Origin of the sequence: Streptomyces sp. DH10, from assembly GCF_029813805.1 — a bacterium.
In the GTDB taxonomy this organism is placed as follows: Bacteria; Actinomycetota; Actinomycetes; order Streptomycetales; family Streptomycetaceae; genus Streptomyces; species Streptomyces coeruleofuscus.
In genome coordinates this window covers 454,285-479,672 of sequence record NZ_JARVKU010000001.1, presented here as the reverse complement: position 1 = coordinate 479,672, position 25,388 = coordinate 454,285, and the positions used below count along the sequence as shown (strand labels likewise).

Annotated in this window: 22 protein-coding genes; 6 read left to right on the top strand and 16 right to left on the bottom strand. The window is 70.9% G+C overall.

The window, feature by feature from the left end:
• Nucleotides 1–85: 85 nt before the first annotated feature.
• The 6 genes from QC385_RS02035 to QC385_RS02010 all read right to left on the bottom strand — a co-directional run bounded on the left by QC385_RS02035 (nucleotide 86) and on the right by QC385_RS02010 (nucleotide 5,841).
• On the bottom strand, nucleotides 86–1,075 hold the full coding sequence (locus QC385_RS02035; protein ID WP_279539487.1) for a zinc-dependent alcohol dehydrogenase family protein: 990 nt from the start codon (nucleotides 1,073–1,075) through the stop codon (nucleotides 86–88).
• Nucleotides 1,072–1,884 (bottom strand): carbohydrate ABC transporter permease, encoded by an 813-nt coding sequence (locus tag QC385_RS02030; protein WP_279539486.1) that lies wholly within the window; start codon nucleotides 1,882–1,884, stop codon nucleotides 1,072–1,074. The genes QC385_RS02035 and QC385_RS02030 overlap by 4 nt, the downstream gene beginning before the upstream one ends.
• Nucleotides 1,881–2,840 carry a carbohydrate ABC transporter permease gene (locus QC385_RS02025; RefSeq protein WP_279539485.1) on the bottom strand — a complete coding sequence of 320 codons (960 nt, stop codon included), beginning with the start codon at nucleotides 2,838–2,840 and terminating at the stop codon, nucleotides 1,881–1,883. Before QC385_RS02025 ends, QC385_RS02030 begins: the two co-directional genes overlap by 4 nt.
• 80 nt (nucleotides 2,841–2,920) lie before the next feature.
• Nucleotides 2,921–4,276: an ABC transporter substrate-binding protein gene (locus QC385_RS02020; RefSeq protein WP_279539484.1), complete on the bottom strand. Its 1,356-nt coding sequence runs from the start codon at nucleotides 4,274–4,276 to the stop codon at nucleotides 2,921–2,923.
• An 83-nt stretch (nucleotides 4,277–4,359) separates the two neighbouring features.
• Nucleotides 4,360–5,121 (bottom strand): DeoR/GlpR family DNA-binding transcription regulator, encoded by a 762-nt coding sequence (locus QC385_RS02015; RefSeq protein WP_279539483.1) that lies wholly within the window; start codon nucleotides 5,119–5,121, stop codon nucleotides 4,360–4,362.
• A gap of 315 nt (nucleotides 5,122–5,436) precedes the next feature.
• Complete coding sequence (locus QC385_RS02010) at nucleotides 5,437–5,841, bottom strand: substrate-binding domain-containing protein (protein ID WP_279539759.1); 405 nt, start codon at nucleotides 5,839–5,841, stop codon at nucleotides 5,437–5,439.
• Here QC385_RS02010 and QC385_RS02005 point away from each other — a divergent pair.
• Together QC385_RS02005 and QC385_RS02000 are read left to right on the top strand one after the other, a co-directional pair.
• The gene (locus QC385_RS02005) at nucleotides 5,764–6,009 is read left to right on the top strand and encodes a hypothetical protein (protein ID WP_279539770.1); all 246 of its coding nucleotides are present in this window, start codon (nucleotides 5,764–5,766) and stop codon (nucleotides 6,007–6,009) included. The two genes, QC385_RS02010 and QC385_RS02005, sit on opposite strands and share 78 nt — an antisense overlap.
• A gap of 272 nt (nucleotides 6,010–6,281) precedes the next feature.
• Nucleotides 6,282–7,199, top strand: coding sequence for an AEC family transporter (locus QC385_RS02000; protein ID WP_279539482.1), 918 nt, complete (start codon nucleotides 6,282–6,284; stop codon nucleotides 7,197–7,199).
• Nucleotides 7,200–7,202: 3 nt separating this feature from the next.
• On the opposite strand, the gene QC385_RS01995 is transcribed toward QC385_RS02000, so the two are convergent.
• The 3 genes from QC385_RS01995 to QC385_RS01985 all read right to left on the bottom strand — a co-directional run bounded on the left by QC385_RS01995 (nucleotide 7,203) and on the right by QC385_RS01985 (nucleotide 10,927).
• Complete coding sequence (locus QC385_RS01995; RefSeq protein WP_279539481.1) at nucleotides 7,203–7,727, bottom strand: CGNR zinc finger domain-containing protein; 525 nt, start codon at nucleotides 7,725–7,727, stop codon at nucleotides 7,203–7,205.
• A gap of 77 nt (nucleotides 7,728–7,804) precedes the next feature.
• Nucleotides 7,805–8,173, bottom strand: coding sequence for a winged helix-turn-helix transcriptional regulator (locus QC385_RS01990; RefSeq protein ID WP_279539480.1), 369 nt, complete (start codon nucleotides 8,171–8,173; stop codon nucleotides 7,805–7,807).
• Between the two features lie 183 nt (nucleotides 8,174–8,356).
• Nucleotides 8,357–10,927 carry an AMP-binding protein gene (locus QC385_RS01985; protein WP_279539479.1) on the bottom strand — a complete coding sequence of 857 codons (2,571 nt, stop codon included), beginning with the start codon at nucleotides 10,925–10,927 and terminating at the stop codon, nucleotides 8,357–8,359.
• A 282-nt stretch (nucleotides 10,928–11,209) separates the two neighbouring features.
• Here QC385_RS01985 and QC385_RS01980 point away from each other — a divergent pair, with 282 nt between their 5' ends.
• The 4 genes from QC385_RS01980 (at nucleotide 11,210) to nshR (ending at nucleotide 15,850) form a co-directional block, all read left to right on the top strand.
• Nucleotides 11,210–12,256: an iron ABC transporter substrate-binding protein gene (locus tag QC385_RS01980; RefSeq protein ID WP_279539478.1), complete on the top strand. Its 1,047-nt coding sequence runs from the start codon at nucleotides 11,210–11,212 to the stop codon at nucleotides 12,254–12,256.
• 6 nt (nucleotides 12,257–12,262) lie between these two features.
• The gene (locus QC385_RS01975; RefSeq protein WP_443032825.1) at nucleotides 12,263–13,840 is read left to right on the top strand and encodes an ABC transporter permease; all 1,578 of its coding nucleotides are present in this window, start codon (nucleotides 12,263–12,265) and stop codon (nucleotides 13,838–13,840) included.
• A complete protein-coding gene (locus QC385_RS01970; protein ID WP_279539476.1) occupies nucleotides 13,837–14,880 on the top strand; it encodes an ABC transporter ATP-binding protein in 1,044 nt (347 codons plus the stop codon). Before QC385_RS01975 ends, QC385_RS01970 begins: the two co-directional genes overlap by 4 nt.
• A gap of 160 nt (nucleotides 14,881–15,040) precedes the next feature.
• On the top strand, nucleotides 15,041–15,850 hold the full coding sequence (nshR, locus tag QC385_RS01965; RefSeq protein WP_279539475.1) for an NshR/TsnR family 23S rRNA methyltransferase: 810 nt from the start codon (nucleotides 15,041–15,043) through the stop codon (nucleotides 15,848–15,850).
• Between the two features lie 179 nt (nucleotides 15,851–16,029).
• Here the strand turns inward: nshR and QC385_RS01960 are convergent, their stop codons facing one another.
• The 7 genes from QC385_RS01960 to QC385_RS01930 form a co-directional block, all read right to left on the bottom strand.
• Entirely contained in the window at nucleotides 16,030–17,241 is a 1,212-nt protein-coding gene (locus QC385_RS01960) for an NAD(P)/FAD-dependent oxidoreductase (protein WP_279539474.1), read from the bottom strand.
• A gap of 103 nt (nucleotides 17,242–17,344) precedes the next feature.
• Nucleotides 17,345–18,289 (bottom strand): RNA polymerase sigma-70 factor, encoded by a 945-nt coding sequence (locus QC385_RS01955; protein WP_279539473.1) that lies wholly within the window; start codon nucleotides 18,287–18,289, stop codon nucleotides 17,345–17,347.
• 46 nt (nucleotides 18,290–18,335) lie between these two features.
• A complete protein-coding gene (locus QC385_RS01950; protein WP_279539472.1) occupies nucleotides 18,336–19,331 on the bottom strand; it encodes a TAXI family TRAP transporter solute-binding subunit in 996 nt (331 codons plus the stop codon).
• A complete protein-coding gene (locus QC385_RS01945; RefSeq protein WP_279539471.1) occupies nucleotides 19,328–20,719 on the bottom strand; it encodes a sensor histidine kinase in 1,392 nt (463 codons plus the stop codon). Before QC385_RS01945 ends, QC385_RS01950 begins: the two co-directional genes overlap by 4 nt.
• A 25-nt stretch (nucleotides 20,720–20,744) precedes the next feature.
• Nucleotides 20,745–21,404, bottom strand: a complete 660-nt coding sequence (locus tag QC385_RS01940; RefSeq protein ID WP_279539470.1) for a response regulator transcription factor — start codon at nucleotides 21,402–21,404, stop codon at nucleotides 20,745–20,747.
• Between the two features lie 21 nt (nucleotides 21,405–21,425).
• The gene (locus QC385_RS01935; RefSeq protein WP_279539469.1) at nucleotides 21,426–22,775 is read right to left on the bottom strand and encodes an MFS transporter; all 1,350 of its coding nucleotides are present in this window, start codon (nucleotides 22,773–22,775) and stop codon (nucleotides 21,426–21,428) included.
• A gap of 309 nt (nucleotides 22,776–23,084) precedes the next feature.
• Nucleotides 23,085–24,770 carry a ribonuclease J gene (locus tag QC385_RS01930; RefSeq protein ID WP_279539468.1) on the bottom strand — a complete coding sequence of 562 codons (1,686 nt, stop codon included), beginning with the start codon at nucleotides 24,768–24,770 and terminating at the stop codon, nucleotides 23,085–23,087.
• Between the last annotated feature and the right edge of the window lie 618 nt (nucleotides 24,771–25,388).

Below are 25,388 nucleotides of genomic sequence, written 5' to 3'. Positions count from 1 at the left end.
CGCACGACCCGTATCTGAAGGCGGGCCGGACCGACCGCATCGGCTGACCCGGCACCCCGGCCCCGGCGCGCACGCCGCGCCGGGGTCAGGGCAGTACGACGATCTTGCGTCCCTGGCCGGCCGCGAACTGTTCCAGTGCCTGCGGGTACCGGGCCAGCGGCAGCCGGTGGCTGATGAACACCCGCGGATCGAGCACTCCGGTGGCGAAGAGTTCCGCCGCCCGTTCGTAGCTGTGCAGTACCGCCATGGAGCCCGTGATGGTGATCTCCTGGTTGTAGACGCGGTACGGCGAGATCGTGGCCGTCGTGGCGTAGTCGGAGACCCCGAACTGCAAGAACGTCCCGGCCTTGGCGACCCGCTCCAGGCCGTCCTGGATGGCGGCGGCGTTGCCGGTCGCGTCGACCACCACGTCCCAGCCGTCCGGTCGCCCCAACTCGTCGGCTGACAGCGCCGTGTGGGAACAGCCCAGCTTCCCGGCCGTCGCCAGCCGCTCCGGGTTGACGTCGACGACATCGATCGAGGCGGCACCGGTGCGCTTGGCCAGCTCCAGCATCATCAGGCCCATCGTCCCGCTGCCGTAGATCAGCACATGGGAGCCGAGTCTGCTGTTGAGCACGTCGTAGCCGCGCACGGCACAGGACAGCGGCTCGATCAGCGCCGCGTCCTGGACGTCCACGTGGTCCGGCAGCCGTACGCAGTTCGCGACGGGCGCCACGGCGTACTCGGCGGCGCCACCGGCCACGGTCACACCGATCGCCTGCCAGCGGTCGCAGAGGTTGTTGCGGCCCACCCGGCAGTAACGGCACTCGTTGCAGTACAGCGAGGGGTCCACGGCGACCCGGTCGCCGATGGCGAGTTCGGTCACCTCGCTGCCGAGGCCCACGACCTCCCCGGCGAACTCGTGCCCCGGCACGACCGGCAAGGTCGGTGCGAACTCGCCCTGAAGGATGTGCAGATCGGTCCCGCACAGCCCGCACGCCGCCACATCGACGACCACGTCGCGCGGCCCGGGAGCCGGGTCGGGCACTGTGGTGACGGTGACCTTGCCGGGGGCTTCGATGACAGCGGCTTTCACTTGACTGCTCCTAGGGACAGGCCGCGCACCAGTTTGTCCTGGGCGGCGAAGCCGGCGATGAGGACCGGCAGGGAGACCAGGGTGGCTGCGGCGCAGAGCCGGGCGAGGAAGAGGCCTTCGTTGGTGATGAAGCCGACCAGGAAGACGGGGGCGGTGGAGGCCTGGGTGGCGGTGAGGTTCACGGCGAACATGAACTCGTTCCAGCTGAAGATGAAGCAGATCAGCGAGGTGGCGGCGAGTCCGGGCAGGGCGATCGGCGCGACGACCCGCCACAGGACGGTGAGCAGATTGGCCCCGTCGACCTCGGCCGCCTCCAGGATCTCCTTGGGGACCTCGGCGAGGAAGGAGCGCATCATCCAGACCGCGATCGGCAGGTTCATCGCGGTGTAGAGGACGATCAGGGTCCACACGTTGTCCAGCATCCCGGCGTCCTTGACGATCAGGTACACCGGCAGCAGCGCCGCGATGGCCGGGAGGAACTTGGTGGACAGGAAGAAGAACATCACGTCGGTCCACTTCTCGACCGGCTTGATGGACAGCGCGTAGGCCGTCGGCACCGCCAGGGCGAGCACCAGCAGCGTCGAAATGACGCTGGCCATCGTGGAGTTGAGGAGGAAGGGGGTGATGTCCCGGCTGAACAGTGTTCCGTACTGGTCGAAGGTGAACGGGGCGAGGGGGCTGGGCGGGTTGGTCGCGGCGTCGGCCTCCTGGTGGAAGGAGGTCAGCACCATCCACGCCACCGGTGCGAAGAACGCCAGCGTGGCGAGCCAGGCGACGAAGGTCCACAGGGGCGACAGCCGGGCGGTCATCGGGACACCTCCTGGCGGAACAGCGACGCGATGGTGCGCAGGGCGAAGGTCGCGATGACGATCGAGCCGAGAACGACGACGACTCCCGCGGCGGCCGCTTCGCCGTACTCGTACTTGCGGAACATGGTCAGGTAGATCTCGTAGGGCAGGTTGGTCGTCTGGGAGCCGGGTCCGCCCTGGGTGATGGTGAAGACCGCGTCGAAGGTCTGCACGACGTAGATCGTGCCGAGCAGTACCCCCAGCTCGATGTACTGACGCAGGTGGGGCAGCGTGATGTGGCGGAAGGTGGCCATGGCCGAGGCTCCGTCCACGCGGGCCGCCTCCAGCACGTCACCGGGCTGGGCCTGGAGGCCGGCCAGGAGGATCAGCATCATGAACGGGGTCCACTGCCAGACCAGCGAGACCACCACGGCCGGCATGGGATACGAGGACACCCAGTCGACCGTCGGACCGTGGTCGGCGCCGAAGAACTGGTAGACGGCGTTGAGGCTGCCGTTGAGCAGCCCGTAGTCGGGGTTGTAGATGGCGTGCTTCCACAGCAGCGATGCCGCCACCGGCATGACGAGGAAGGGGGCGATGAGCATCGTGCGGGCCAGTCCGCGGGCGGGGAAGCGGCGGTCGAGCAGCACGGCCAGGCCGAGTCCGAGGAGCACGCTGATCAGCACCACCGAGGCGGTGAGGACGACGGTGTTGAGCACCGCGGTGCGCAACCGTTCGTCGGTGAAGACGAACGTGTAGTTGGACAGGCCGGTGAAGTGCCTTTCGCCCGGACGCAGGATATTCCACTGGAAGGTGGAGATGACCAGCGTGGCCACAAAGGGCAGTTGCGTGACGACGATCGTGAAGATCAGCGCCGGCAGCAGCGGGATACGGCGCCGCCACTTGCTGACGCCGGAGGGCGTCCGTGGGCCGGCGGGCGGCGGTGCGGTCTTGGGCGGAGCGGTGAGCGTGGTCATGGGTGTTTCCTCTGCCGGGTGACGGCCGGGGTGGGGAAGCGGTGCCCGGCCGGCCGGGAGCGCCGACCGGGCCGTGAAGGTCACTTCTGGTAGTTCTTCGCGACCGTCTCGGCGAGCTTCTGGCCGTCGTCGAGCGCCTTGTCCACGCTGGTCATGCCGGCGATGGCGGCGGAGATCTCCTGGGTGACCTTGGTGCCCAGGTCCTGGAACTCGGGGATGGCCACGTACTGGACGCCCACGGTCGGCCGGGGCTGGACGCCCGGGTTGGCCGGGTCGGCGCCCTCGATGGACTTCAGGGTGATGTCACCGAACGACGCGGCGGCCTTCTTGTACTGAGGGATCTCGTAGGTGCTGGCCCGCTTGCCGGCCGGGACGCGCGCCCAGCCCAGCTTCTCGCCGACGAGCTTCTCGTACTCCTTGCTGGAGGCCCACAGCATGAACTGCGAGGCGGCGTCGGCGTTCTTCGTGGTCTTGGGCATGGCCCACGCCCAACTCCACAGCCAGCCGCTGGACTTGGTCTCGACGGTCGGCGCGTAGGCGTACCCGACCTTGCCGGCGATCCTGCTGGAGCTGGGGTCCTCCAGTGACCCGGCGGCGCTGGTCGCGTCGTACCACATCGCGACCTTCTTCTGGCTCATGGCGTTCAGGCACTCGGTGAACCCGGCCTGCGGGGCTCCGGCCTCGCCGTGCTTGCGCACCAGGTCGACGTAGAAGTTGGTGGCCTTCTTGAACGCCGGGCTGTTGACCTGCGCCTTCCAGTCCTTGGTGAACCAGGTGCCACCGAAGGTGTTGACCATGGTCGTCAGCGGCGCGCCCAGCTCGCCCCAGCCGGCCAGACCACGCAGGCAGATACCCCGCATGCCCGGTTCGGCGCCGTCGACCTCGGCCGCGATGTCGGCGATCTGCTGCCACGTCGGGCGCTCGGGCACCGTGATGCCCTTCGCCTTCATGACGTCCTTGTTGTACATGAGAAAGGACGACTCGCCGTAGAACGGCAGGGCGTAGAGCTTGCCGTCGGAACCCGACAGGGACGTGACCATGGGCTTGAGAAGGTCTGCCTTGTCGAAGCTCGCGTCCTTGTCGGCGTAGGACCCGAGTTCGTGCAGCCAGCCGTTCTTCTCCCAGATGGGCACCTCGTAGGCGCCGATGGTGGCGACGTCGTACTGGCCGGCCTGGGTGGCGACATCCTGGGTGACCTTGTCACGCAGTTCGTTCTCGGGCAGGACGGTGAAGTTCACCTTGATGCCGGTGTCCTTGGTGAAGGAGTCCTTGGTCAGCTTCGCGATGTCCTCCATCTGCGGGTTGCCGACCATCAGCACGTTGATGCTCTTGCCGCCGCCGGAGGCCGAGGTGCCGCCCGCCCCGCTACAGGCGACCAGCACCGAGCCCGCGGCTGTGGCGGTGACGAGGGCGTGGACCATTCTTCGTGTGCGCATGACTGACTCCAGGGGATGGCTGAGGACATGGGAAACCCAGGCCCCGGACTCGCGGGGCTGGACGGGGGGGGATGAACCGGGACTCAGGCCCGGATGACTTCGGGACCCAGCAGTGAGTAGCGCTGCGCTTCGGCGGCGGGGAGTCCGGCGTCGGTGACGATCGCCTCGAACTCCGTGACGTCCGCGAAGCGGCAGAAGCTCGCGGCACCGAACTTGGTGTGGACGCCGGAGAACACGCGGCGCCGGGAGGCCCTCATGACCTGGGCCTTCACTTCACTGACCGCGGGTTCGGGGGTGGTGAGTCCGTACTCGCGGGAGATGCCGTTCGCGCCGACGTACGCCAGGTCGATGACGAAGCCGGACAGCATGCGGACGGCCCATGGGGCGACCGTGGCCAGCGTCCCGCCACGGACACGGCCGCCGAGGAGCAGCACGGTGATGTTCTCGGCGGAGGCCAGGTCGCCCGCGGTGGCGAGCGAGGAGGTGACCACGGTCAGTGGCCGGTCGCGGGGGAGCGCGGCGGCGATGAGCTGAGGTGTGTAGCCCTCGTCGACGAAAACCGTCTCCGCATCCCCGAGCAGTTCCGCCGCGGCGGCCGCGATCCGGGACTTCTCGGGGACATGCACGGTGGTGCGGAAGGCGAGCGTGGTCTCGAAACCCGCGCTCTCCACGGCGTGGGCACCGCCGTGCGTACGCCGGACCAGCCCGTGCCCCTCGAGCCGGTTGAGATCCCGCCGCACGGTCTCCTTGGAGACCCCGAGGTCGGCGGCGAGCTTTCCGACGTCCACGGATCCGGAACGGCGGGCCGATTCCAGGATTCCCCGTCTTCGCTCCTCGGCATCCACGGCGACACCTTCCTTCCACGGCTCCGGGGCGTTGTGACCGCACCCGCACATGTCCGGAGCCCGGCCCGTTCGGCCTCCAGTGGCCAAATTTCTACAAGGCGTTCGCCCGTACTGACCAGGTTCGTCGTAGAGCGGTTCGTGACCGAATCTGCCCGCTTTTCGGAGAGTGGAGCCACTGGTTGCCGCGAGGGATCGCTCTAGGACGCAGGAGCCGCTGCCCGCTTGCCGGCCCGGGTTTGTCCGCTCGGTGCCCACTTTTACGGAAGGATCCGGACACGAGGCCAGGCCGAGGCTGATTTTCGGCCACCGGCAAGCTCAGGGGTCGACGCCGGTCAGTGAGATGGGGCCGAGGGCGGCGAAGGTGGTGTTGTCGTATCCGGCCACGGAGATGTCGTCGGGGACGGACAGTCCGGCTTCGGCGACCGCTTCGAGTACGCCCATGGCGGCGATGTCCGCTCCGGCGAAGACGGCGGTGGGGCGGTCGGGACGGGACAGCAGTCGTTTCGCGCCCCGTAGCCGCCCTCCTGGGTGCAGCTGGTGGAGACGACGTCGGTCCACTGCTCCAGGCCATGTGCGCGCATGGCCTGGCGGTAGCCGTCGGCGTGCCGGGCGTTGGGCATGCCGGCGAGGTGTGCGGGGTCCGTGTCGTGGTGCGATGTGGGCGATCCGGCGGTGCCCGAGGCCGGCGAGGTGGCCGACGACCAGGATGATGCCGTCCATGCCGCGGTCGATCACGGCCTCGGTGATCTGGGCTTCGGCCTTTTCGCCGTTGCAGCCCCGTCCGAGGAACACCTGGTACCCGGTGTCCTCCCGCGCGTCCGTGATGCCGTCGAGGATCTCGGGGAAGAGGGGTTGCGGATGTCGGGCAGCATCACGCCGAGAGTGTAGGTCTGCCCGCGCAGGCCCCGGGCGCCGGCGTGGGGACGGGAGCCCAGTTCTGGTTGGCGCTCCCTTCGCGGGAAAGGTTGCCGCCGAGTGTATGCCGGGCACCTGGACGGAACTGCTGGGCCGGCTTTGCTCCACTGCCGAGGTCCAGCAGACCCTGCTCGGTAATGGTTGTAATGCTCGGCAGCGTGACGTCAGCCTGTCGGCATGAACGTCACGGCGCCCCCGCCCAGCCCGCAGGGCATTGATCCGTCCCGCCCGGACGGGGTCTCGGCGTGATCGCACTGACCGTGAAGGCGCTCGTCCCCGTCGTCCTGCTGATCGCGCTGGGCTGGGCGCTCAAGCGCTCGGTGATCACAGCGGAGAGTTTCTGGTCCGAAGCCGAGCGCCTCAGTTATCGCGTTCTGCTGCCGGCCCTGTTCCTGCACAGCCTGGCGACCGCCGACACCGACGATCTGCCGGTGAGGGCCCTGGCCGGCGCGCTGATTGCCTCCACGGTGGCGGTGGCCGTGCTGGTCATCGCCTGCAAGCCCCTGATGCGGCTGAAGGGCGACGCCTTCACCTCGGTCTTCCAGGGCAGCATCCGGTTCAACAACTACATCGGCGTGGCGATCGCCGCCGGCCTGTTCGGCACCGAGGGCGTCGCCTTCGCCGCGGTCTGCAACGCGGCGATCGTGCCCACCGTCAATGTGCTGTGCGTGCTGGTCTTCGCATGGTTCGGGACCGCGCGCCTGCGGTTCTCGGGCGTCGTCAGACAGCTCGTGACCAATCCGCTCATCCTCGCCTGCCTGGGGGGCATCCTCCTTCGGACACTCGATGTGAGCCTGCCGCCGGGCATCGAACCAGCGCTCCAGGCACTGGGGGCCGCCTCGATGCCACTGGGCCTCCTCTGCATCGGTGCCGCTCTGCGCTTCGGCACGGCACGGTCGTGGACGGCGCCGATCCTCACGTCCTCGTCCGCCAAGTTCGCGCTCATGCCCGCCGCGACGTTCCTCGCGGCCCAGCTCTTCGGCCTGGGTTCCCACGCGCTGATCATCGCCGTGCTCTTCCAGACCCTGCCGACGGCGTCGTCGTCGTACATCCTGGCAAGGCAACTCGGCGGCGACGCACCCCTGATGGCCGGAATCACCGCCGCACAAACACTCCTGGGCACCGCCGCCGTCCCGCTCGTCATGGCACTGGTCCCGGCATAGCGACTACCCGGCGTCAGGGCGTGTCCAGCGTCGCCTGCCGCGGTGGCGGCGGACCGCGTCGGTGTTGGCGCAGCGGGCGGAACAGTAGGCACGGCGGCCGTTGCGGCTGGTGTCGGCGAAAGCGGTCCGGCAGGAGTCCAGCGCGCACACGCCCAGCCGTTTCCCCTCGGCCTCCATGGCGAAGACGGCCAGACCGCCGGCGGTCACGGCTTTCACGCGGCTCTGGAGGTCCTGGGCGTCCGGGGCGAAGTGCAGATGGGGTCGCAGATCGTCGTGTGTGGTCAGGTACACGCTCCGGGCACCATCCGCGAGCAGGCCGTTGATGTTCTGGCACCGCTCGGTCTGCGAGGACGCCTCGAAAACAGGCCTCATCCGCCGCGACCAGTCCCTGATCTCCCGGGACGCGGAGTCCGAGACGCGCGGACGGCGGATCCGGAGCTCTCGCAGCACCCGTTCCAGTACGTCAGGCAGCCATGACTCACTGGCATCAAGGTTCACCAGCGCCACGGCCAGGTGAACCCCGACCATGTTGTCATGCTCGAACTGCACTGGACCATTGCAGCACAGGGCTCCCCGCCGGGGCCAGGGTGCGCCTGCCGGGCGGACTACCGGCGGGCGTCGTAGCTCTCACGCGCCGCGAGTACCTCGGCGATGTGCTCCTCGGCCCAGTGGCCCAGCGCCTGGAGCGGGGCCTGCAAGGTGCGGCCCAGTTCGGTCAGCTCGTACTCGACCCGGGGCGGGACCTCGGCGTACACCTGCCGGGTGACGATTCCGTCGCGCTCCAGGTCGCGGAGTGTCTCGGTGAGGACCTTCGCGCTGATGCCGTCGACGGCGGTGCGCAGGTCGCGGAAGCGCATGCGGCCGGCGCTGAGGGCGATGACCACCATGGCCGTCCACTTGTTGGCGATGCGGGCGAGCGAGGTGCGGGAGGGGCAGGTCGCCGTCATGACATCGAAGGCCGGATGCTGTGACATGCGTCGCAGACCTCCGTTAGTTACATTGAGGTGGCTGGTTACCGATAGTGAGTATAGGGCTTCAGCTGGCGCCTGAGTCGGCGGGAGCTCACGGGATCCGGCCGGGAGAGTCCGGCCGGATCCTCAGCAGGTCCAACGCCGGTCGACCGTGCCCCGCCCGGCGGAGAGGATCCCGCGCATGGGTCATAGCCACCGGACCGTCCGCGTCACCCGGGTCACCACCGCCGCGTAGCCGATGCCGACGGCGAGGGAGGCGAACAGGGCGGTGAGCGGGAAGTCCTCCTGGAGGTAGGGGTAGACCTGGTAGTGCGTCAGGTAGATGTAGAGGGAACCGCTCGCCAGGAGGCCGGCGAGTGCGTTGAGCGGCCTCAGGCTGGGCAGGGCCGGTACCCAGATCAGCAGCGCCAGGCCGGCGATCACGAGGGCCGTGCGCAGGGGCTGGTCCTGGAACAGGCCGGGCAGGGTGAGCAGCAGCAACGCCGTCAGCAGAACTCGTCGCCGTACGGTTTCGGCCCGCGCCGCCGCCCACCCCAGGGTGAACAGCCAGAAGACCACCGTGGGGCTCAGCTGCGGACGGGCGGACGCCAGGCCCAGCAGGTCGTAGCGGCCGACCAGGCCGACGGCCGTGAGGGCCAGCGGCACGCCGAAGGCGTACCGCCGCTCCAGCCGGTCCAGCAGCGGCACGGCCAGGAGGGCGGCGAGGACGACGAGGAAGTAGACCAGGGCCTCCACGAACCAGTAGGCCCAGTCGAACCGGTCGTTCCCCTGGTCGAGCAGGCTGTTCAGCAGCACCGCGTTGGCCGGGTCGTGGAAGTCGGTCAGGAGCACCGCGCCGGTGATCCACACCATGCTCGGTACCGCGATGCGGGCGATGCTGCGCCCCATGTGCCGCAGCCGTTCGCGGCGTTCGGCGCCGTTCAGCTGGAAGCGGGCGAAGTTGTACCCGGCGACACAGATGAGGATGTGGGCGAAGCCTTTGATCTCGAAGACCTGGACGTGCGAGCCGACGATGAGGACGATCCCGACGGCGCGCAGCGCTATGCCGGTCTCCAGAGTGCGGCGGGTCCGCCAGGACCGCGAGGTGGTCCAGGAGCGCAGTGTCCCGCGCAGTCCCGGCACCGGTCGGGCCCGCTCCGGCTCGGGCCGCTCCTCCTGCCCTTCCGTTCGCTCCGGCGCGGGTGCCGCCATGGCTCGCAGTTCGCGGATCGTCGCCCTGTGCCAGTCGGCGGGCAGACGGCCCAGGGCTTCCTCCAGGCGCAGCGACATCTCGACGTAGCACAGCGAGTCACCGCCCAGGCTGACGAAGCTGCTGTCCTCGGTGACGTCGGCGTGGTCGAGGATCTCCGCGTAGAGACCGAGGAGATCCTGGCCGGCCTCGGGTGGTGCCTCCTGGGCGGGCCGCGTCAACCGCCGTACCGCCTCGTAATCGGGCTTGCCCGTGACCAGGCGGGGGAGCCGGTCGAGGACCCGGACCCGTACGGCGCGGGACGGGAGCCCGCACTCCTGCGCGACCAGCCGCCGGATCCGCGCCTGTTCCCCGGCACGCCCGAGCGCGGCCACCGCGAGCGCCTCCCCGTCCCCCGCGCAGTACGCGGTGACGCCGTGCTCCGCCAGCAGCGACTCGACGCGCTGCGGGTCGATCCGCAGCCCCAGGATCTTCGCGAAGCGGCTGCGGCGGCCCACGATCTCGTACAGCCCGTCGGGCGCACGCCGGGCCAGATCCCCGGTGCGCAGTTCTTCCACGGTCCGGCCGAGGGCGAGGTCGGCCGGGCTCTCGGCGTAACCGAGCATCACGTTCGGTCCGGAATAGAGCAGTTCGCCGACATCCGGACCGTGGCCGTCGGTCGGCAGCAGCCGGAACGAGCCGCCGGGTATCGGTACGCCGACGGCCTCGGGGCGCTCCGCGGCGAGCTGCGGCGGGAGGTAGGCCATGCGGGCCGTGGCCTCGGTCTGGCCGTACATCACGAACAGCTGCCAGCCCGAGCGGCGACCCAACTCGGCGTAACGGGCGACGCGTTCGGGAGCGAGCCGGCCCCCCGCCTGGGTGACGCGGCGCAGCCGCGGCAGCTCCATGTGCTCGAAGCCGATCCGGTCGAGCAGGTCGAAGGTGTACGGCACGCCGGCCAGCGAGGTGCCGCGTGCGGCGCGGAACTCGTCCCAGAAGGCCGCCTCGGACACCGACCGCTCGGTGAGGATCAGCCCGGCTCCGCGCAGCAGATGGCTGTGGATGACGGACAGTCCGTAGCAGTAGTGCATGGGCAGCGTGGTGGCCGCCCGGTCGGTGCCGTCGATGCCCAGGTACGTGGCGATGGACTCGGCGTTGGCCTGAAGGTTCTCGTGGGAGAGCCGCACCAGCTTGGGCGAGCCGGTGGAGCCGGAGGTGCTCAGCAGCAGCGCGAGGTCCGGGTGGAGGGCGTGGGCGCCGGTGCGGTGATTCTCGGCCAGGGTCCATGTCCCGTCGGCCTCCGGACGGGCCACGACGTCGGGCGCGTACGCCTCCGTCAGCGAGCGGATCGTGCTCTCGCTGTCGCCGGGGACGAGCAGGACGGGGTGTCCGGCGGACAGGGCGGCCAGATACGTGACGAGCGCGTCGACGCGGTTGGCCCCGGCCAGCAGCACCAGCCGCCGCACGGACCCGAGGCGTTCGGCGGTGCCGGCGACCCGCTCGGCCAGCTCACGGTACGACAGCTCTCCCTCCGGCGAGATGAGCGCGACCCGGTCGCCGTGGGCCGCGAGTTCACGCGCGAAGGGCACGCCTTTCGGTCCCAGAGGCCGGACAGGCAGGACAGGCCGCACCGGCAGCAGACGCATGGGGGACGGAGCCGGGAAGGGCTCGTAGGGGTGGAGCACGGGGCGCGCCCTTTCCGCGGCAACGTCCGCTTTCAGCACAGAACCCTTGACGTTTAGGTAATCCTTACCTTATTCATTGCAGGGTCATAATCAAGCCACAGAAGAATCACAGGTTCCTCTTCGCCCCCGTCGGTCACCGACATGGTCGGCGGGCACCGAGGCGAACCCCGCAGGAAGGCACACACCATGCGACGCCCCTCGGTTCGCCGGATGACCGCGCTGGTCACGGCCACTTTGCTGCTCCCCGCCCTCGCGGCGTGCGGCTCCGGCGACAAGGACGGCGGGGGCGAGGGCGACGCCTCCTCCCTCGTCATCTACTCCGGCCGCAACGAGAAGCTCGTCAAGCCACTTCTGGACAAGCTGGAGAAGGCCGTCGGCGCCGAGGTCGACGTGCGCTACGGCGACAGCGCGGAGCTCGCCGCGCAGATCCTGGAGGAGGGCGACCGCACCAAGGCCGGGCTGTTCTTCTCCCAGGACGCCGGAGCCCTGGGTGCCCTGTCCAAGGAGGGCATGCTGCGGAAGCTGCCTGCGGGCACCCTCGACAAGGTCGACGAGGCCTACCGCGGCTCCGGCGGTGACTGGGTCGGCCTCTCGGGACGCGTCCGCGTCATCGCGTACAACCCGGACCAGGTCGGCGAGGACGAGGTTCCCGACAGTGTCTTCGACGTCGTCGAGCCGGAGTGGAAGGGCAAGGTCGGTTTCGCGCCGACCAACGCCTCCTTCCAGGCCTTCGTCACCGGTATGCGCGTCCTGAAGGGCGACGACGCCACCCGCGAGTGGCTCAAGGACCTGAAGGCGAACGGCGCCAAGACGTACGCCCACAACCTCGCCACCCTGGACGCCGTCGAGGCCGGCGAGGTCTCCCTCGGCCTGGTCAACCACTACTACTGGTACGAGCGGGTCGCCGAGAAGGGCGAGGACAAGGTCAACTCCAAGCTGCACTTCCTGCCCGGCGAGGACCCCGGCGCGCTCATCAACGTGGCAGGCGCGGGAATCCTCGAGGACAGCGGGCAGAGCGAGACCGCCCAGAAGGCCGTGGACTACCTGCTCTCGAAGGAGGCGCAGACCTACTTCGCGGACAGGACGAAGGAGTACCCGCTGGCCGCGGGCGTCACCAGCGACGTGGAGGACCTGCCCGCGTTCGAGTCGCTCGAGTCCCCCGACATCGACCTCGGCAAGCTGGACTCCCTCCAGGAGACACTGGCCATGCTCCAGGACGTCGGACTGGTCTGACCCGCCGTGCCCACCTCGCCGTCCACGTCCAGACGGACGCGTACGCCGTCCCGTACGCCACGAAGAGCGCGTACGGCCGGCCGCAGGCCACCTGTGGTCCTGCTCGTCCCCGCCTGCGTGGCCGCCCTCTTCGCCCTGCTGCCCCTCGGCTACCTCGCCGTCCGCGCCCTGGAACGCGGGCCGGCCTTCGCCTGGGACGTCGTCTCCGACGAACGCACCCTGGGCCTGCTCGGCCGCAGCCTCGGTCTGACCGTCGTGGTCGTGGCCGCCTGCCTCGTCCTGGGGATCTCGCTGGCCTGGCTGACCGTGCGCACCGCGCTGCCCGGGGCTCGCGCCTGGTCGGTGCTGGCCACGCTGCCGCTGGCCGTGCCCAGCTATGTGGCCGCGTTCGCCTGGCTGTCGGCCGAGCCGGGCCTCGCCGGATTCGGCGGCGCCGCCCTCGCCCTGACACTGGTGAGCTTTCCGTACGTCCATCTGCCGGTCGCCGCCGCCCTGCGGGGCATCGACCCGGCCCAGGAGGAGGTGGCGCGCTCCCTCGGGCACGGACCGCTGCGGACGTTCGCCAGGGTCACGCTCCCGCAGTTGCGACCGGCGGCCGCGGGCGGAGCGCTGCTCGTCGCGCTGTACGTGCTCTCCGACTTCGGCGCGGTGTCCCTGATGCGGTACGACACCTTCACCCGGGCCATCCACACCTCGTACCGCGCCTCCTTCGACCGGACCCCGGCCGCCGCCCTCAGCGTGGTGCTGGTCGTGATGACCGTCGTCCTGGTGGCCGCCGAGGCCCGCACGCGCGGACGCGCCGGGCACGCCAGGACCGGTACGGGCACCGCCCGCCCGGCTCTCGCGGCCGCCCTCGGCCGGTGGCGTCCGCTCGCCCTGCTGTGGTGCGGGGCGGTTGCGGCCGTGGCCGTCGCCTTCCCGCTGGGCACCCTCGGGTACTGGCTGGCCGTCGGCAGCTCGGCCGGCCGGGACCTCGGCGGGCTCGCGGAGACGGCCTGGGCGACGTTCTCCGTCGCGGCGGCGGGCGCCGGTCTCACCACGGTCCTCGCCCTGCCGGTCGGGGTGATCGCCGCCCGGCACCGGGGCCGCGGCGCCCGTCTGCTGGAGCAGGCGGCGTACGCGGGGCACGCGCTGCCCGGCATCACGGTCGCGCTCGCCCTGGTCTTCTTCGCCGTGCGCTACGCCTACCCGCTGTACCAGCGACTCCCGCTCCTCGTCTGTGCCTACGCCGTGCTGTTCCTGCCGGTGGCGGTGGCCGCCACCCGCGCGGCCGTGCTCCAGGCGCCGCCCGTCCTGGAGGACGTGGCCCGCTCACTCGGGCGACGGCCGTGGCAGGTGCTGCGCGAGGTCACCGTGCCGCTGGCCGCCCCCGGTGTGGCCGCCGGGGCCGCGCTCACCTTCGTGGTCTGCATGAAGGAACTCCCCGCGACCCTGCTGTTGCGTCCCACCGGCATGGACACACTCGCCACCCGGCTGTGGACCGAGACCGGCGCCGGCTCCTTCGCGGCGGCCGCGCCGTACGCCGCCGCGCTGATCCTGCTGGCCGCCGTCCCCTCGTACCTCCTAGGCAGGCACCGGACATGAACGAACTGCACGTCGAAGGGCTCACCAAGTCCTACGGAACCGGGGAGCCGGTCCTGCGTGGACTCGAACTCACCGTCCCCGCAGGTACGTTGGCGGCCGTGCTGGGTCCCTCCGGCTGCGGCAAGACCACCATGCTGCGGGTCGTCGCCGGGTTCCTGCGCGCCGACGCGGGCACCGTCCGGCTGGGGGACCGCCTCCTGAACGGGCCCGGGGTCCACGTGCCGCCGGAGCGCCGCCGCATCGGCATCGTGCCCCAGGAAGGTGCCCTCTTCCCGCACCTGAGCGTGGCCCGCAACGTCGCCTTCGGCCTGACCGGCGCCGACCGCGGCGAACGGCGGCGCACCACGGACGAGATGCTCGAACTGGTCGGTCTCACCGGATACGGCGACCGCATGCCGCACGAGCTGTCCGGCGGCCAGCAACAGCGCGTCGCCCTGGCCCGGGCGCTCGCTCCGCGACCCCAACTCGTGCTGCTGGACGAGCCGTTCAACGCCCTCGACAGCGCACTGCGGGCGGGAGTGCGGGCGGACGTGCGCTCCGCGCTGCGGGCGACCGGGGCCACGGCGGTCCTCGTCACCCACGACCAGCAGGAGGCCTTGTCCATCGCCGACCTCGTCGCCGTCGTACGGGACGGCCGGGTCGCCCAGTGCGCCAACCCCCAGGACCTCTACCGGCACCCGGCGGATCCCTGGATCGCCGGCTTCGTCGGCGACGCCGTCCTGCTCCCCGGCACCGCCGACGCCGGCAACACGGTCCGGACCGCCTTGGGCACGGTGTCCCTCGCCGCTCCGCCCGGCGACCTGCGCGCCGGCACGGTCCTGCTCCGTCCGGAACAACTCCGCCTCACCGGCGAGGACTTCGCCGGCGCGGTCAGGGCAACGGTCATCGACGTCTCGTACTACGGCCACGACGCCATGGTCACCGTGGCGGTCGACGGCCACGACACCCCCATCGGCATCCGCGTGGCGGGCCCGATCCGGGTCCGCCCGGGGGAGGAGACGGGCGTCCGCGTCGAGGGCGAGGCGGGCTTCCACCCGTAGGCGATGAGGCGAGTACGACACCCGCAGATTGGCTCGACGCAGCCGGAAATGTATGATCAGGGGCGAATACTTCATGTGCGGGGATCGACAGCGAGGGTCGTCACGCAGGGCGTCACGCCCAGGAATCGCGTCACTGAACACAGCAGCCGGTAGGACGACCATGACTGAGTTGGACACGATCGCAAATCCGTCCGATCCCGCGGTGCAGCGGATCATCGACGTCACCAAGCCTTCTCGATCCAACATTAAGACAACGCTGATCGAGGATGTCGAGCCCCTCATGCACAGCATCGCGGCCGGGGTGGAGTTCATCGAGGTCTACGGCAGCGACAGCAGTCCTTTTCCAAGTGAGTTGCTGGATGTGTGCAGGCGGCGGAACATTCCGGTCCGCCTCATCGACTCCTCGATCGTCAACCAGTTGTTCAAGGGGGAGCGGAAGGCCAAGACGTTCGGCATCGCCCGCGTCCCTCGCCCGGCCGGGTTCAGCGACATCGCGAGCCGGAGCGGGGACGTCGTCGTTCTCGACGGGGTGAAGATCGTCGGGAACATCGGCGCGATCGTACGAACGTCGCTCGCGCTCGGAGCGTCGGGGATCATCCTGGTCGACAGCGATATCACCAGCATCGCGGACCGGCGTCTGCAAAGGGCCAGCCGAGGTTACGTCTTCTCCCTTCCCGTCGTTCTCTCCGGTCGCGAGGAGGCCGTCGCCTTCATTCGGGACAGCGGTATGCAGCTGATGACGCTCAAGGCGGACGGCGATATTTCCGTGAAGCAACTCGGGGACAATCCGGATCGGCTGGCCTTGCTGTTCGGCAGCGAAAAGGGCGGGCCTTCCGACCTGTTCGAGGACGCGTCCTCCGCCTCGGTTTCCATCCCCATGATGAGCCAGACCGAGTCTCTCAACGTGTCCGTTTCCCTCGGAATCGCGTTGCACGAGAGGATCGACCGGAATCTCGCGGCCGGCCGATAAGCGCCTCTGCTCTTCGGACACTTGGTTCCTCGACGCCGATTTCGCCGGTGGTGATCACCTCGCACTGCTCGGGGCGGCCGGCCGGTGCCGGGTGGCCGTGATCCCGGGCCTCCTCGGCCGCCCCTGCCGACAGCAGCCGTCAGGGTCCCCGGTAAGGACCGCGACGGCCGCCGTGCGAGTCAGGCCGCTGTCCTGACCGGCGAGCCCGCACGGGCCGGCTGCCGTACGACGTGGCGGCGGCGGGTCGGCAGGCCGAGAGTCGGGTTGCTGACGCCCCAGGCCGCGCCCTTGCAGACCAGTTCCTTGTAGACGGCCGCGAACCGGCCCGTCAGGGCCGCCCGGACGGCGCGGTCGTCGGCGGTGACGTACTGGATCAGGCCTTCCCTGCGGCCCAGCGAGATGCACTGGTTGAAGTAGCGCAGCGGCGCGTTCGGGAGCTTCCCGCCGGTCAGGCGGGCAGCGATGGCGTCGGCGGCCTGCCATGCCATGGGGGTGCCGGAGGCGCACGACATCCGCAGCGGCTTGTCGCCGGGGCCCATGGCCAGGGCCGCGTCGCCGATGGCGTACACGTCCGGGTGCGAGACCGAGCGCATGGTCCCGTCGACCACGATCTGGCCGGTGTCGGTGACGTCCAGGGTGGTGGCCTTCGCGATCGGGTGGACGGCGAAGCCGGTGGTCCACAGGGTGACCGCGGCGGGGATCGTCCCGCCGTCGGCGGTGGTGACCCGGTCGGCCTCGACGCCGGTGACGGCGGCGTGCTCGTGGACGGTGATGCCAAGTTTGCCGAAGACCTTCCGCAGATGCCGGCGGCCCTTGGGCGAGAGCCAGTCGCCGAGCTCCCCGCGGGCGGCCAGGGCGACATCGAGGTCGGGGCGGGCCTCGGCGATCTCGGTCGCGGCCTCCAGGCCGGTGAGTCCGCCGCCGACCACGACCACGGACTCCCCGGCGTCCAGGCGGGCCAGACGCTCGCGCAGCCGCAGTGCGCCGGGGCGGCCGGCGATCTGGTGGGCGTGCTCGGCGGCGCCGGGGACTCCCTGGTCGTTCCAGCCGGAGCCGAGGGCGTACACGAGGGTGTCGTACTCCAGCTCCTCGGTCTCCGGATCCCCGGGGCCGTCCGCGTCGACGACGGCGACGGTCCTGCGGTCGACGTCGACGCCGGTGACCTTCGCGAGCCTCAGCTTCACGCCGGTGCCCGCGAACATCTCGCTGAGGGGCCTGGGGCTGAGCTCCTGACCGGCCGCGAGCTGGTGCAGCCGGACGCGCTCGACGAAGTCGGGTTCGGCGTTGACGAGGGTGATGGCGACGTCTTCGCGGTACAGCCGCCTGGCGAGGCGGCCGGCGGCGATGGCTCCGGTGTAGCCGGCTCCGAGGACGACGATGCGGTGCTGCATTTCCGGGCTCCTGTCTTGAGCGGGACTCGCCCCTTGAACCGGGCAGCCCGCCGTTTCCTGACAGGAACGCGGTGTGAAGCACCTCACATCGCGGTCGGCCGGGTCAGAAGACCCTCAGCAGGGGATCGCCGTGGTCGGTGGCCGCCCACCGCCTGGTCGCGCGTTCGAGCTTGTCGGGATTGACCTGGTTGCGGAACGCGGCGATGCCCTCGGCCGTGACCTCCAGGCACATGACACCGATGACCCGGCCGTCGAGGACCACGACGAGGGCGGGGTCGCCGTTGGCGGTCGTGGCGTAGACGTCGGGTGAGCCGCCGACCAGGGCGCGCTTGGCCTTGCCCGGTTTGAACAGGCCCCGCATGAACTTCGCGACCGCGAGGGCACCCTCGAACGCCTTGGCACGGGCCGGGACCTTCCCGCCGCCGTCGCCGACCGAGATCGCGTCCTGGGTGAGCAGCCGCACGAGCGGCTCGGTCCGGCCGCTGGTGGCGGCCGCGAGGAACTCGTCGACGATCCGCCGGGCGGCGGCCTCGTCGACCTCGGTGCGGGCCTTGCCGTCCGCGACGTGCTTCTTGGCGCGGTGGAGGATCTGCTGGCTGGCGGCCTCGGTGATGTCGAGGATCTCGGCGATCTCCCGGTGCGGGTAGTCGAACGCCTCCCGCAGGACGTACACCGCCCGCTCGTTGGGGGAGAGGCGCTCCAGCAGGGCGAGGACCGCGAACGAGACCGACTCCCGCTGTTCGGCGGTGTCGGCGGGGCCCAGCATGGGGTCCCCGGCGAGCACCGGCTCGGGGAGCCACTGGCCCACGTAGGTCTCCCGCCGCGCGCGGGCCGAGGTGAGCTGGTTGAGGCACAGGTTGGTGAGCACCTTCGTCAGCCAGGCCTCGGGGACCTCGATGCGGTCGACGTCGGCGGCCTGCCAGCGCAGGAAGGCCTCCTGCACGGCGTCCTCGGCCTCGCTCGCGGAACCGAGGAGACGGTAGGCGATGGCCTCCAGGCGGGGCCTGGCTGCCTCGAATCGGTCCACGTCGTTCATGGTCATGGCCATGGCCGGGATCCTAGCCGTCGCGGGGGACCGCGGCGGAGCCGCGCCGTCAGCCGTGCAGTTCGCGATAGGCGGCGACCGCCCCCGGATGCAGGGGGACGGCGCCCGTGGAGATCAGGCTGCGGGCGTCGAGGAACTGGGTGCCGAGGGCCGGGGCGGGAACGAGGCGGCCGGCCCGGCGGACCAGGACGTGGGTGAGGGCTGCGGCGACGGGGGCGGGGAGGTCGGGGCGGCAGAGCAGGAGGTTGGCGACGCCGATGGTGGGGACTTCGGGGTTCCGCCCGTACGCCCCGGCCGGCACCGTCACCGCCTCCAGCCCCGATCCCGCCGGACCGAGCCCGGCCCGCAGCCGGGGCAGCAGGCCGGACAGGGGCAGCAGGCGGATGCCGGGGCGGGTGTCGAGCCCGGACAGCACGGGCAGCGGGACGCCCCCCGCGACCAGCAGGGCGTCGATCGCGCCGGACCGCATCGCGCGGCCCGCCTGCGGCATCAGCAGATGCCGGACCTGCACGTCGGTGCCGGGGGTCAGGCCCGCGACCCGCAGCAGACGGTCGCCGAGCACCGCGCCGCCCGACGCGGGCGCGCCCAGCGAGACGGTGCGGCCCGCCAGGTCGGCCACGGTGTGGATGGGCGCCCCGGAGCGCACGGCCAGCTGGACGTAGTTCTCGTAGACCCTGCCGATCGCGCGCAGCGGAACGCGGCGGTCGAACGGCGCGGTGCCGCCGTACGCCGCCCACGCGATGTCCGACAGGGCCGGCGCCACCTCGGCCCGGTGGGCCTGGAGCAGCCGTACGTTGGCCACGCTGCCCTCGCTGTTGACCACCCGGCAGGACAGCCGGGGGTAGGCGGCCGTGACCTGGGCGGCGAGCAGCCGGCCGAAGGCCGCGTAGAACCCGTCGGGCTCGCCGGTCGCGATCCGCAGGTCTCCCTCCGGGCCGCTGCCCGGGCGCCGCGTGTCCGCCGTCGCGGAGCCTGCGAGCAGGCCGGCGCCCGCCGCGCCGAGAGCGGCGCGCAGGACGCTGCGGCGGGGCGTGGGGCCGGTCATGACGTGTGCCCCTTCGGGAGTACGACCCGGACGCGCAGGCCGTGCGGTTCGGCCGCCGTGAACTCGATGTGTCCGGCGTGAGCGGCCACCAGCCGCTCGGCGATCGCCAGGCCGAGGCCGCTGCCGCGTACCTCGCGGTGGCGTTCCGAGCGCCAGAACCGGGTGCCCGCCCGGGGGAGTTCGCCGGTGTCCAGGCCCGGTCCGTCGTCCTGTACCTCGAACACCGCGTCCGCGCCCTCGGCGAAGCAGCGCGCCGCCACGCGGGCGCCGCTCCCCGCGTACTTGATCGCGTTGTCGAAGAGGATGCCGGCCACCTGGGCCAGCTCTCCCTCCGGGCAGGCCATGGGGACGGCCGGGCCGGGGACGAACTCCAGGCCGACCGCGGCCTGTTCGGCCACCGGCTGCCACAGCCGGGCCTGGGCCGCCGCGACCTCCGTCGCGTCGCAGCGTGATTCCCGCGCGTCCGTGACGGCCAGCTCACCGGCGCGGTGCTCGGCGTTCGCCAGGGTGAGCAGGTCGTCGAGGAGGTGCTCCATGCGTTCGAGTTCGGCCGTCACCCCGGTGTAGGTGCGGGTGGCGGAGGTGCGCAGGTGGGGGTGGAGCGAGTCGATCCGCAGCCGCAGGGCGGCCAGCGGGTTGCGCAACTGGTGCGAGGTGTCGGCGACCAGCCGTCGCTGCTGCTCCAGCGCGGTGGTGACCGCGTCGGCCATGCGGTTGAAGCCGGTGGCGAGCTGGCGCAGTTCCGGCGGGCCGCCCGCCCGCGCGTGCTCGGGCGGCAGACCGGCGGCCAGCGTGCCGACCGCGCGGTCGAGACGGTGCAGCGGCCGTACGACCCACTGCGTGGCCCGGCGGGCGAGCAGCACACAGGCCACGGCGAACAGGCCGGCGCCGACCAGGACGAGCGCCCAGCGCAGGGCGATGTCGTCCGCGGCGGCCCGCACCGAGACCCGCAGCACCACGGCGCCGGACACCCTCGTCCCGGTGCCCACGGGGCGGGCGAGCAGCCGGTCGGCCCGGGACCAGGGCCGAAGCGTCCCCCCGGGCGGGACGGGCTGGTTGCGCAGCGCCGCGTCGACGAGCCGGGCGACGGACGGGTCGGCGGCGTGCAGGCCGCCCGTCTGTACCACCGGGGCGCGGCGGGCGTCGACGACCACGACGGCCTCGCCGTACAGCTCGGTGTAGCGGCGCACGTCGGCGGTGAGCGCGCCGGTGTCGTCGCTCTCGGCGGCCTGCTCGGCCAGCCCGGCGAAACGGTCCAGGTCGGCGGTGCGTGCCGCGACGAGCTGCTGGGTGCGCTGCGCGGCGGTGACGGCCAGCAGCGGGACGGCGAAGCCGGCCACGGCCAGGAGCGCGAAGGCCAGGACCACGGTGAGGACGCGGGTGCGCATGAACAGGGCCTGTCGTGTGGCCGGCTCAGTCGCCGAAGCGGTAGCCGAAGCCGCGGATGGTGGTCAGCACCTCGGGGCGGCCGAGCTTGGCCCGGACCTGGGTGAGGTGCACGTCGAGCGAGCGGGACACGGCGAGGAAGGCGTCCCCCCACACCTCGTCCATCAGCTGCTGGCGGCTGACCGCCGTGCCGGCCCGGGCCGCCAGCGCGGCGAGGACCTCGAACTCCTTGGTGGTCAGCCGCACCTCCGCGCCCCCGACCAGTACCCGGCGGGCGTCCAGGTCGACCTCGACGTCCCCGGCACGCACCGTGCGCGGCGCCGGCGCCGAGGGCGCCGCGGCCCGCCGGGTGACCGCGTCGATCCGGGCCAGCAGCTCGGCCAGCCGGACCGGCTTGACCAGGTAGTCGTCGGCGCCCAGCCGCAGGCCGCGCACCACCGACCGTTCGTCGCCCCGCGCGGTGAGCACCACCACCGGCAGGGGGCTGACCGCGCGCAGCTTGCGCAGCACCTCCAGGCCGTCCAGGTCGGGCAGGCCGAGGTCGAGCAGCAGCAGGTCGGCCTGCCGGTGGCGGGCGAGCACGTCCTCGCCGCGCCGCACCCGGGCCGGCAGGTGGCCGTTGTCGTACAGGGCCTCGGTCAGCGCGCCCGCCACACCGTCGTCGTCCTCGGCCAGCAGCACCCGCACGGTCGCCTCCTTCCCGCCTCGTCAGCCGCGAGACCCGGAAACGCCCTCGTCCAGGGGCGACGCCTCGGAGGTCTCGCGCATCCGAATGTAGACGAGCAGCGAGATCAGGACACAGGCGGTGACGTAGTAGAAGTACCAGTTCTCGTGTCCGGCGTTCTTGAACCACAGGGCGACGTACTCGGCGGTCCCGCCGAACACGGCCACGGTCAGCGCGTACGGAAGGCCGACGCCGAGCGCCCGGATCGAGGTCGGGAACAGCTCGGCCTTCACCACCGCGCTGATCGAGGTGTACAGGGAGCTGACGGCCAGCGGCACGACCATGAGCAGGAACGCGTACACGGGGTCGCTGGTGTGCGACAGCAGGGTGAGCGAGGGCACCACCACCACGGTGCCCAGCACCCCGAACGCGATCAGCAGGGGACGCCGTCCCACCCGGTCGGAGAGCAGGCCCATGACCGGCTGGAGCACGACGAACACGAGCAGCGCGAAGAAGTTGATCCAGGCCGCCGTCGGCTTGGCGATGCCGCTGGTGTTGACCATGAACTTCTGCAGGTAAGTCGTGTACGTGTAGAAGAACAGCGTGCCGCCCATGGTCAGCCCGACGACGACCAGGCACTGCCGCGGGTAGGACAGCAGCAGTCGCAGGCTGCCGCGGGCCGGGCCGCTGTGCTCCTCCTCGCCTTCCGACGCGGCGCGCTGGAAGCTCTCGGACTCGTCCATGCCGCGCCGCAGCCACAGCACGACCACCGCCCCCGCGGCGCCGACGACGAACGCGATCCGCCAGCCCCAGGACTCCATCTGCGCGGGGCTGAGAACCTGCTGAAGGACGATCTGAAGGCCGAGTGCCGTCAGCTGGCCGGCGATGAGGGTGACGTACTGGAAGCTGGAGTAGTAGCCGCGGCGGCCGGGCGAGGCCACCTCGGACATGTAGGTCGCGGAGGTCGAGTATTCACCTCCCACCGAGAGCCCCTGCAACAGCCGTGCGGTAACCAGCAGTACGGGCGCGGCGACCCCGATCGAGCCGTACGACGGGGTCAGCGCGACGATCAGCGAACCGGCCGCCATGAGCGTCACCGACAGCGTCAGCGCCGCGCGGCGGCCACGGCGGTCGGCGTAGCGGCCGAGGATCCAGCCGCCGATCGGCCGCATCAGGAAGCCGACGGCGAACACCGCGGCGGTGTTGAGCAGTTGGGCGGTCTGGTCGCCGGAGGGGAAGAAGACGGAGGCGAAGTAGACACTGAAGGCGGTGTACGCGTACCAGTCGTACCACTCGATCAGGTTGCCGATCGATCCGCGCACGATGTTGCTGACGACCCTGCGTTCGTCGCGGCGTGGCTGCCGCGCGCGCTCGGCGGTGGTCTGTGTGGCCATCGGAACTCCCTTGTCTGCGGCTCGGGAGCACACAGAGTCGACGGCGCGAACAGGGTCGCTCAATGCCGGGAGCCAAGTCCTTACAGTCCCTTAGGGCTTCCCTGGTCCCGAGACCGGGAAGCCGAGCAGGACGTACAGGGGCGGGACGGTCGCTTCCTCGGTGCCACGGTGGCGATGGACCGCCTGCCGCGACTGCGCCGCCTGGCCAAACCGCTTCTTCCGCCGTGGGCCCCTGGAGTACCTGCTCGACGCCGCCACCCAGCCGGCGAAGCGCATCCGATGAGGCCCCTTACAGGCTTCCACCCGGGTTCAGGCGTCGATGATGACCGGGATGATCAGGGGCCTGCGGCGGTGGGTGCGGAACGCCCAGTTCGCCACGGCGCGGGCGAGGAGCTGTTCGAGTTGGCGGGCGTCCCCGACGCCTTCCTCGGCCGCGGTGGCCAGGGTCTTCTCGATGACGGGGATGACCGGCTCGAAGGTGGCGTCGTCGTGGACGAAGCCGCGGGCCAGGAAGTCGGGGGCCTCGGCGAGTGCGCCGGTGTCCGCGTCGACGATCGCCACCACCGTGACCACGCCTTCGTTGGCGAGGGTGAGGCGGTCCTTGAGGGACGCTTCCGTGGCGCCGCCGACTTCCATGCCGTCCACGTAGACGTTGCCGGCGGGAACCTTGCCGGTGATGGACGCGCGCCCGTCGACGAGGTCGACGACGACGCCGTCCTCGGCGATGACGACCCGGTCGGGGTCGACGCCGGTACGGATGGCGAGGTCGCCGTTGGCCCGCAGGTGGCGCCATTCGCCGTGCACGGGCATGACGTTGCGGGGTTTGACGATGTTGTAGCAGTAGACGAGTTCGCCGGCGCTGGCGTGCCCGGAGACGTGCACCTTGGCATTGCCCTTGTGGACCACGTGGGCGCCCCACCTGGTGAGCCCGTTGATCACCCGGTAGATGGCGTTCTCGTTGCCGGGGATGAGGGAGCTGGCGAGCAGGACGGTGTCGCCCTTGCCGATGCGGATCATGTGGTCGCGGTTGGCCATCCGTGACAGCGCGGCCATCGGTTCGCCCTGGGAGCCGGTGCAGACCAGAGTGATCTTGTGGTCCGGGAGCTTCTCCAGCTCCTTCGTGCTCACGACCAGACCGGACGGGACCTTCAGATAGCCCAGGTCGCGGGCGATGCCCATGTTGCGGACCATCGACCGGCCGACGAAGGCGACCTTGCGGCCGTGCTCGTGGGCGGCGTCCAGGACCTGCTGGATGCGGTGCACGTGGCTGGCGAAGCTGGAGACGATGACCCGTCGCGGCGCGGTACGCATCACCTGCTCGATCGCCGGGTTCAGCTCACGCTCGGAGGTGGTGAAACCGGGGACCTCGGCGTTCGTGGAGTCGGTGAGGAACAGGTCCACGCCCTCCTCGCCGAGGCGGGCGAAGGCGCGCAGATCGGTGATGCGGTCGTCGAGAGGGAACTGGTCCATCTTGAAGTCGCCGGTGTGCAGCACCATCCCGGCGCTGGTGCGGATCGCGACCGCGAGGCTGTCCGGAATGGAGTGGTTGACCGCCACGAATTCGCAGTCGAAGGGTCCGAAGCCGCGCCGGTCGCCCTCCCGCACCCGCACCGTGCGGGGCCGGATGCCGTGCTCCTTGAGCTTGGCCTCGATGAAGGCGAGGGTGAGCTTGGAGCCGACGAGGGGGATGTCCCGCCGCTCCCGCAGCAGATAAGGCACGCCGCCGATGTGGTCCTCGTGGCCGTGGGTGAGGACCACGGCCACGATGTCGTCCAGCCGGTCCCGGATCGAGGTGAAGTCCGGCAGGATCACGTCCACGCCGGGCTGGGTCTCCTCGGGGAACAGCACGCCGCAGTCGACGATGAGCAGCTTGCCGGCGTGCTCGAAGACGGTCATGTTGCGGCCGATCTCACCCAGGCCGCCCAGGGCGACGACCCGCAGTCCTCCGGCGGGCAGGGGTGGGGCGGCTTTGAGTTCGGGGTGCGGATGGCTCATACCTCGACGTTACCCGGAGACCGGGACGTGATGATCCATTGCCTGCGTGATCTCCTCTTCCCCTGCCCCGCGTCCCCGCCGACGCCGACCGGCAGCGCCGGGACGCCCCGGGGCCGCCGGTGCCGGAAGCCCGGAGAACCCCCGTCATCGCAGGTCACAGGCATGCCTTGTCACTGACGCACCCGTCGGCGGTCACCGGCCCGTGGACACGGCTTCAAATCTTGAGCACAAATTCCACACACCCCTCTCTTCAGAAGGGCCCCGATGGTCTAGATTGACCGTGCTTCCCATGCTGGGACACGAGGCGACAAATGATGATCTACAGGTCCGGTGCTACGGACGGTCAGCGGTTGCGTCTCCGGTGCCGGCCGTGGAGGTGATCGGTTCTTGGAGCCCGGGAGGGGGCTTCGGGTGCGGGGAGCATCCGAGGTTTCGACGGGTTCCCACGCGCACCTCGAGAGTCTGGCAGGACATGCGAGTCCGCTGCCGCCGGCGCGAGTCGTCCGAGTAGCGCTGAAGCAGCCGGAATGCCGTACGCGGGCGCAGGGGGCTCCCGCGGGGAAAGAACAGCGCGGCGCGGGGGCCGGGGGTCCCCCGAGGGGAGGAAGCGCGCGGGAG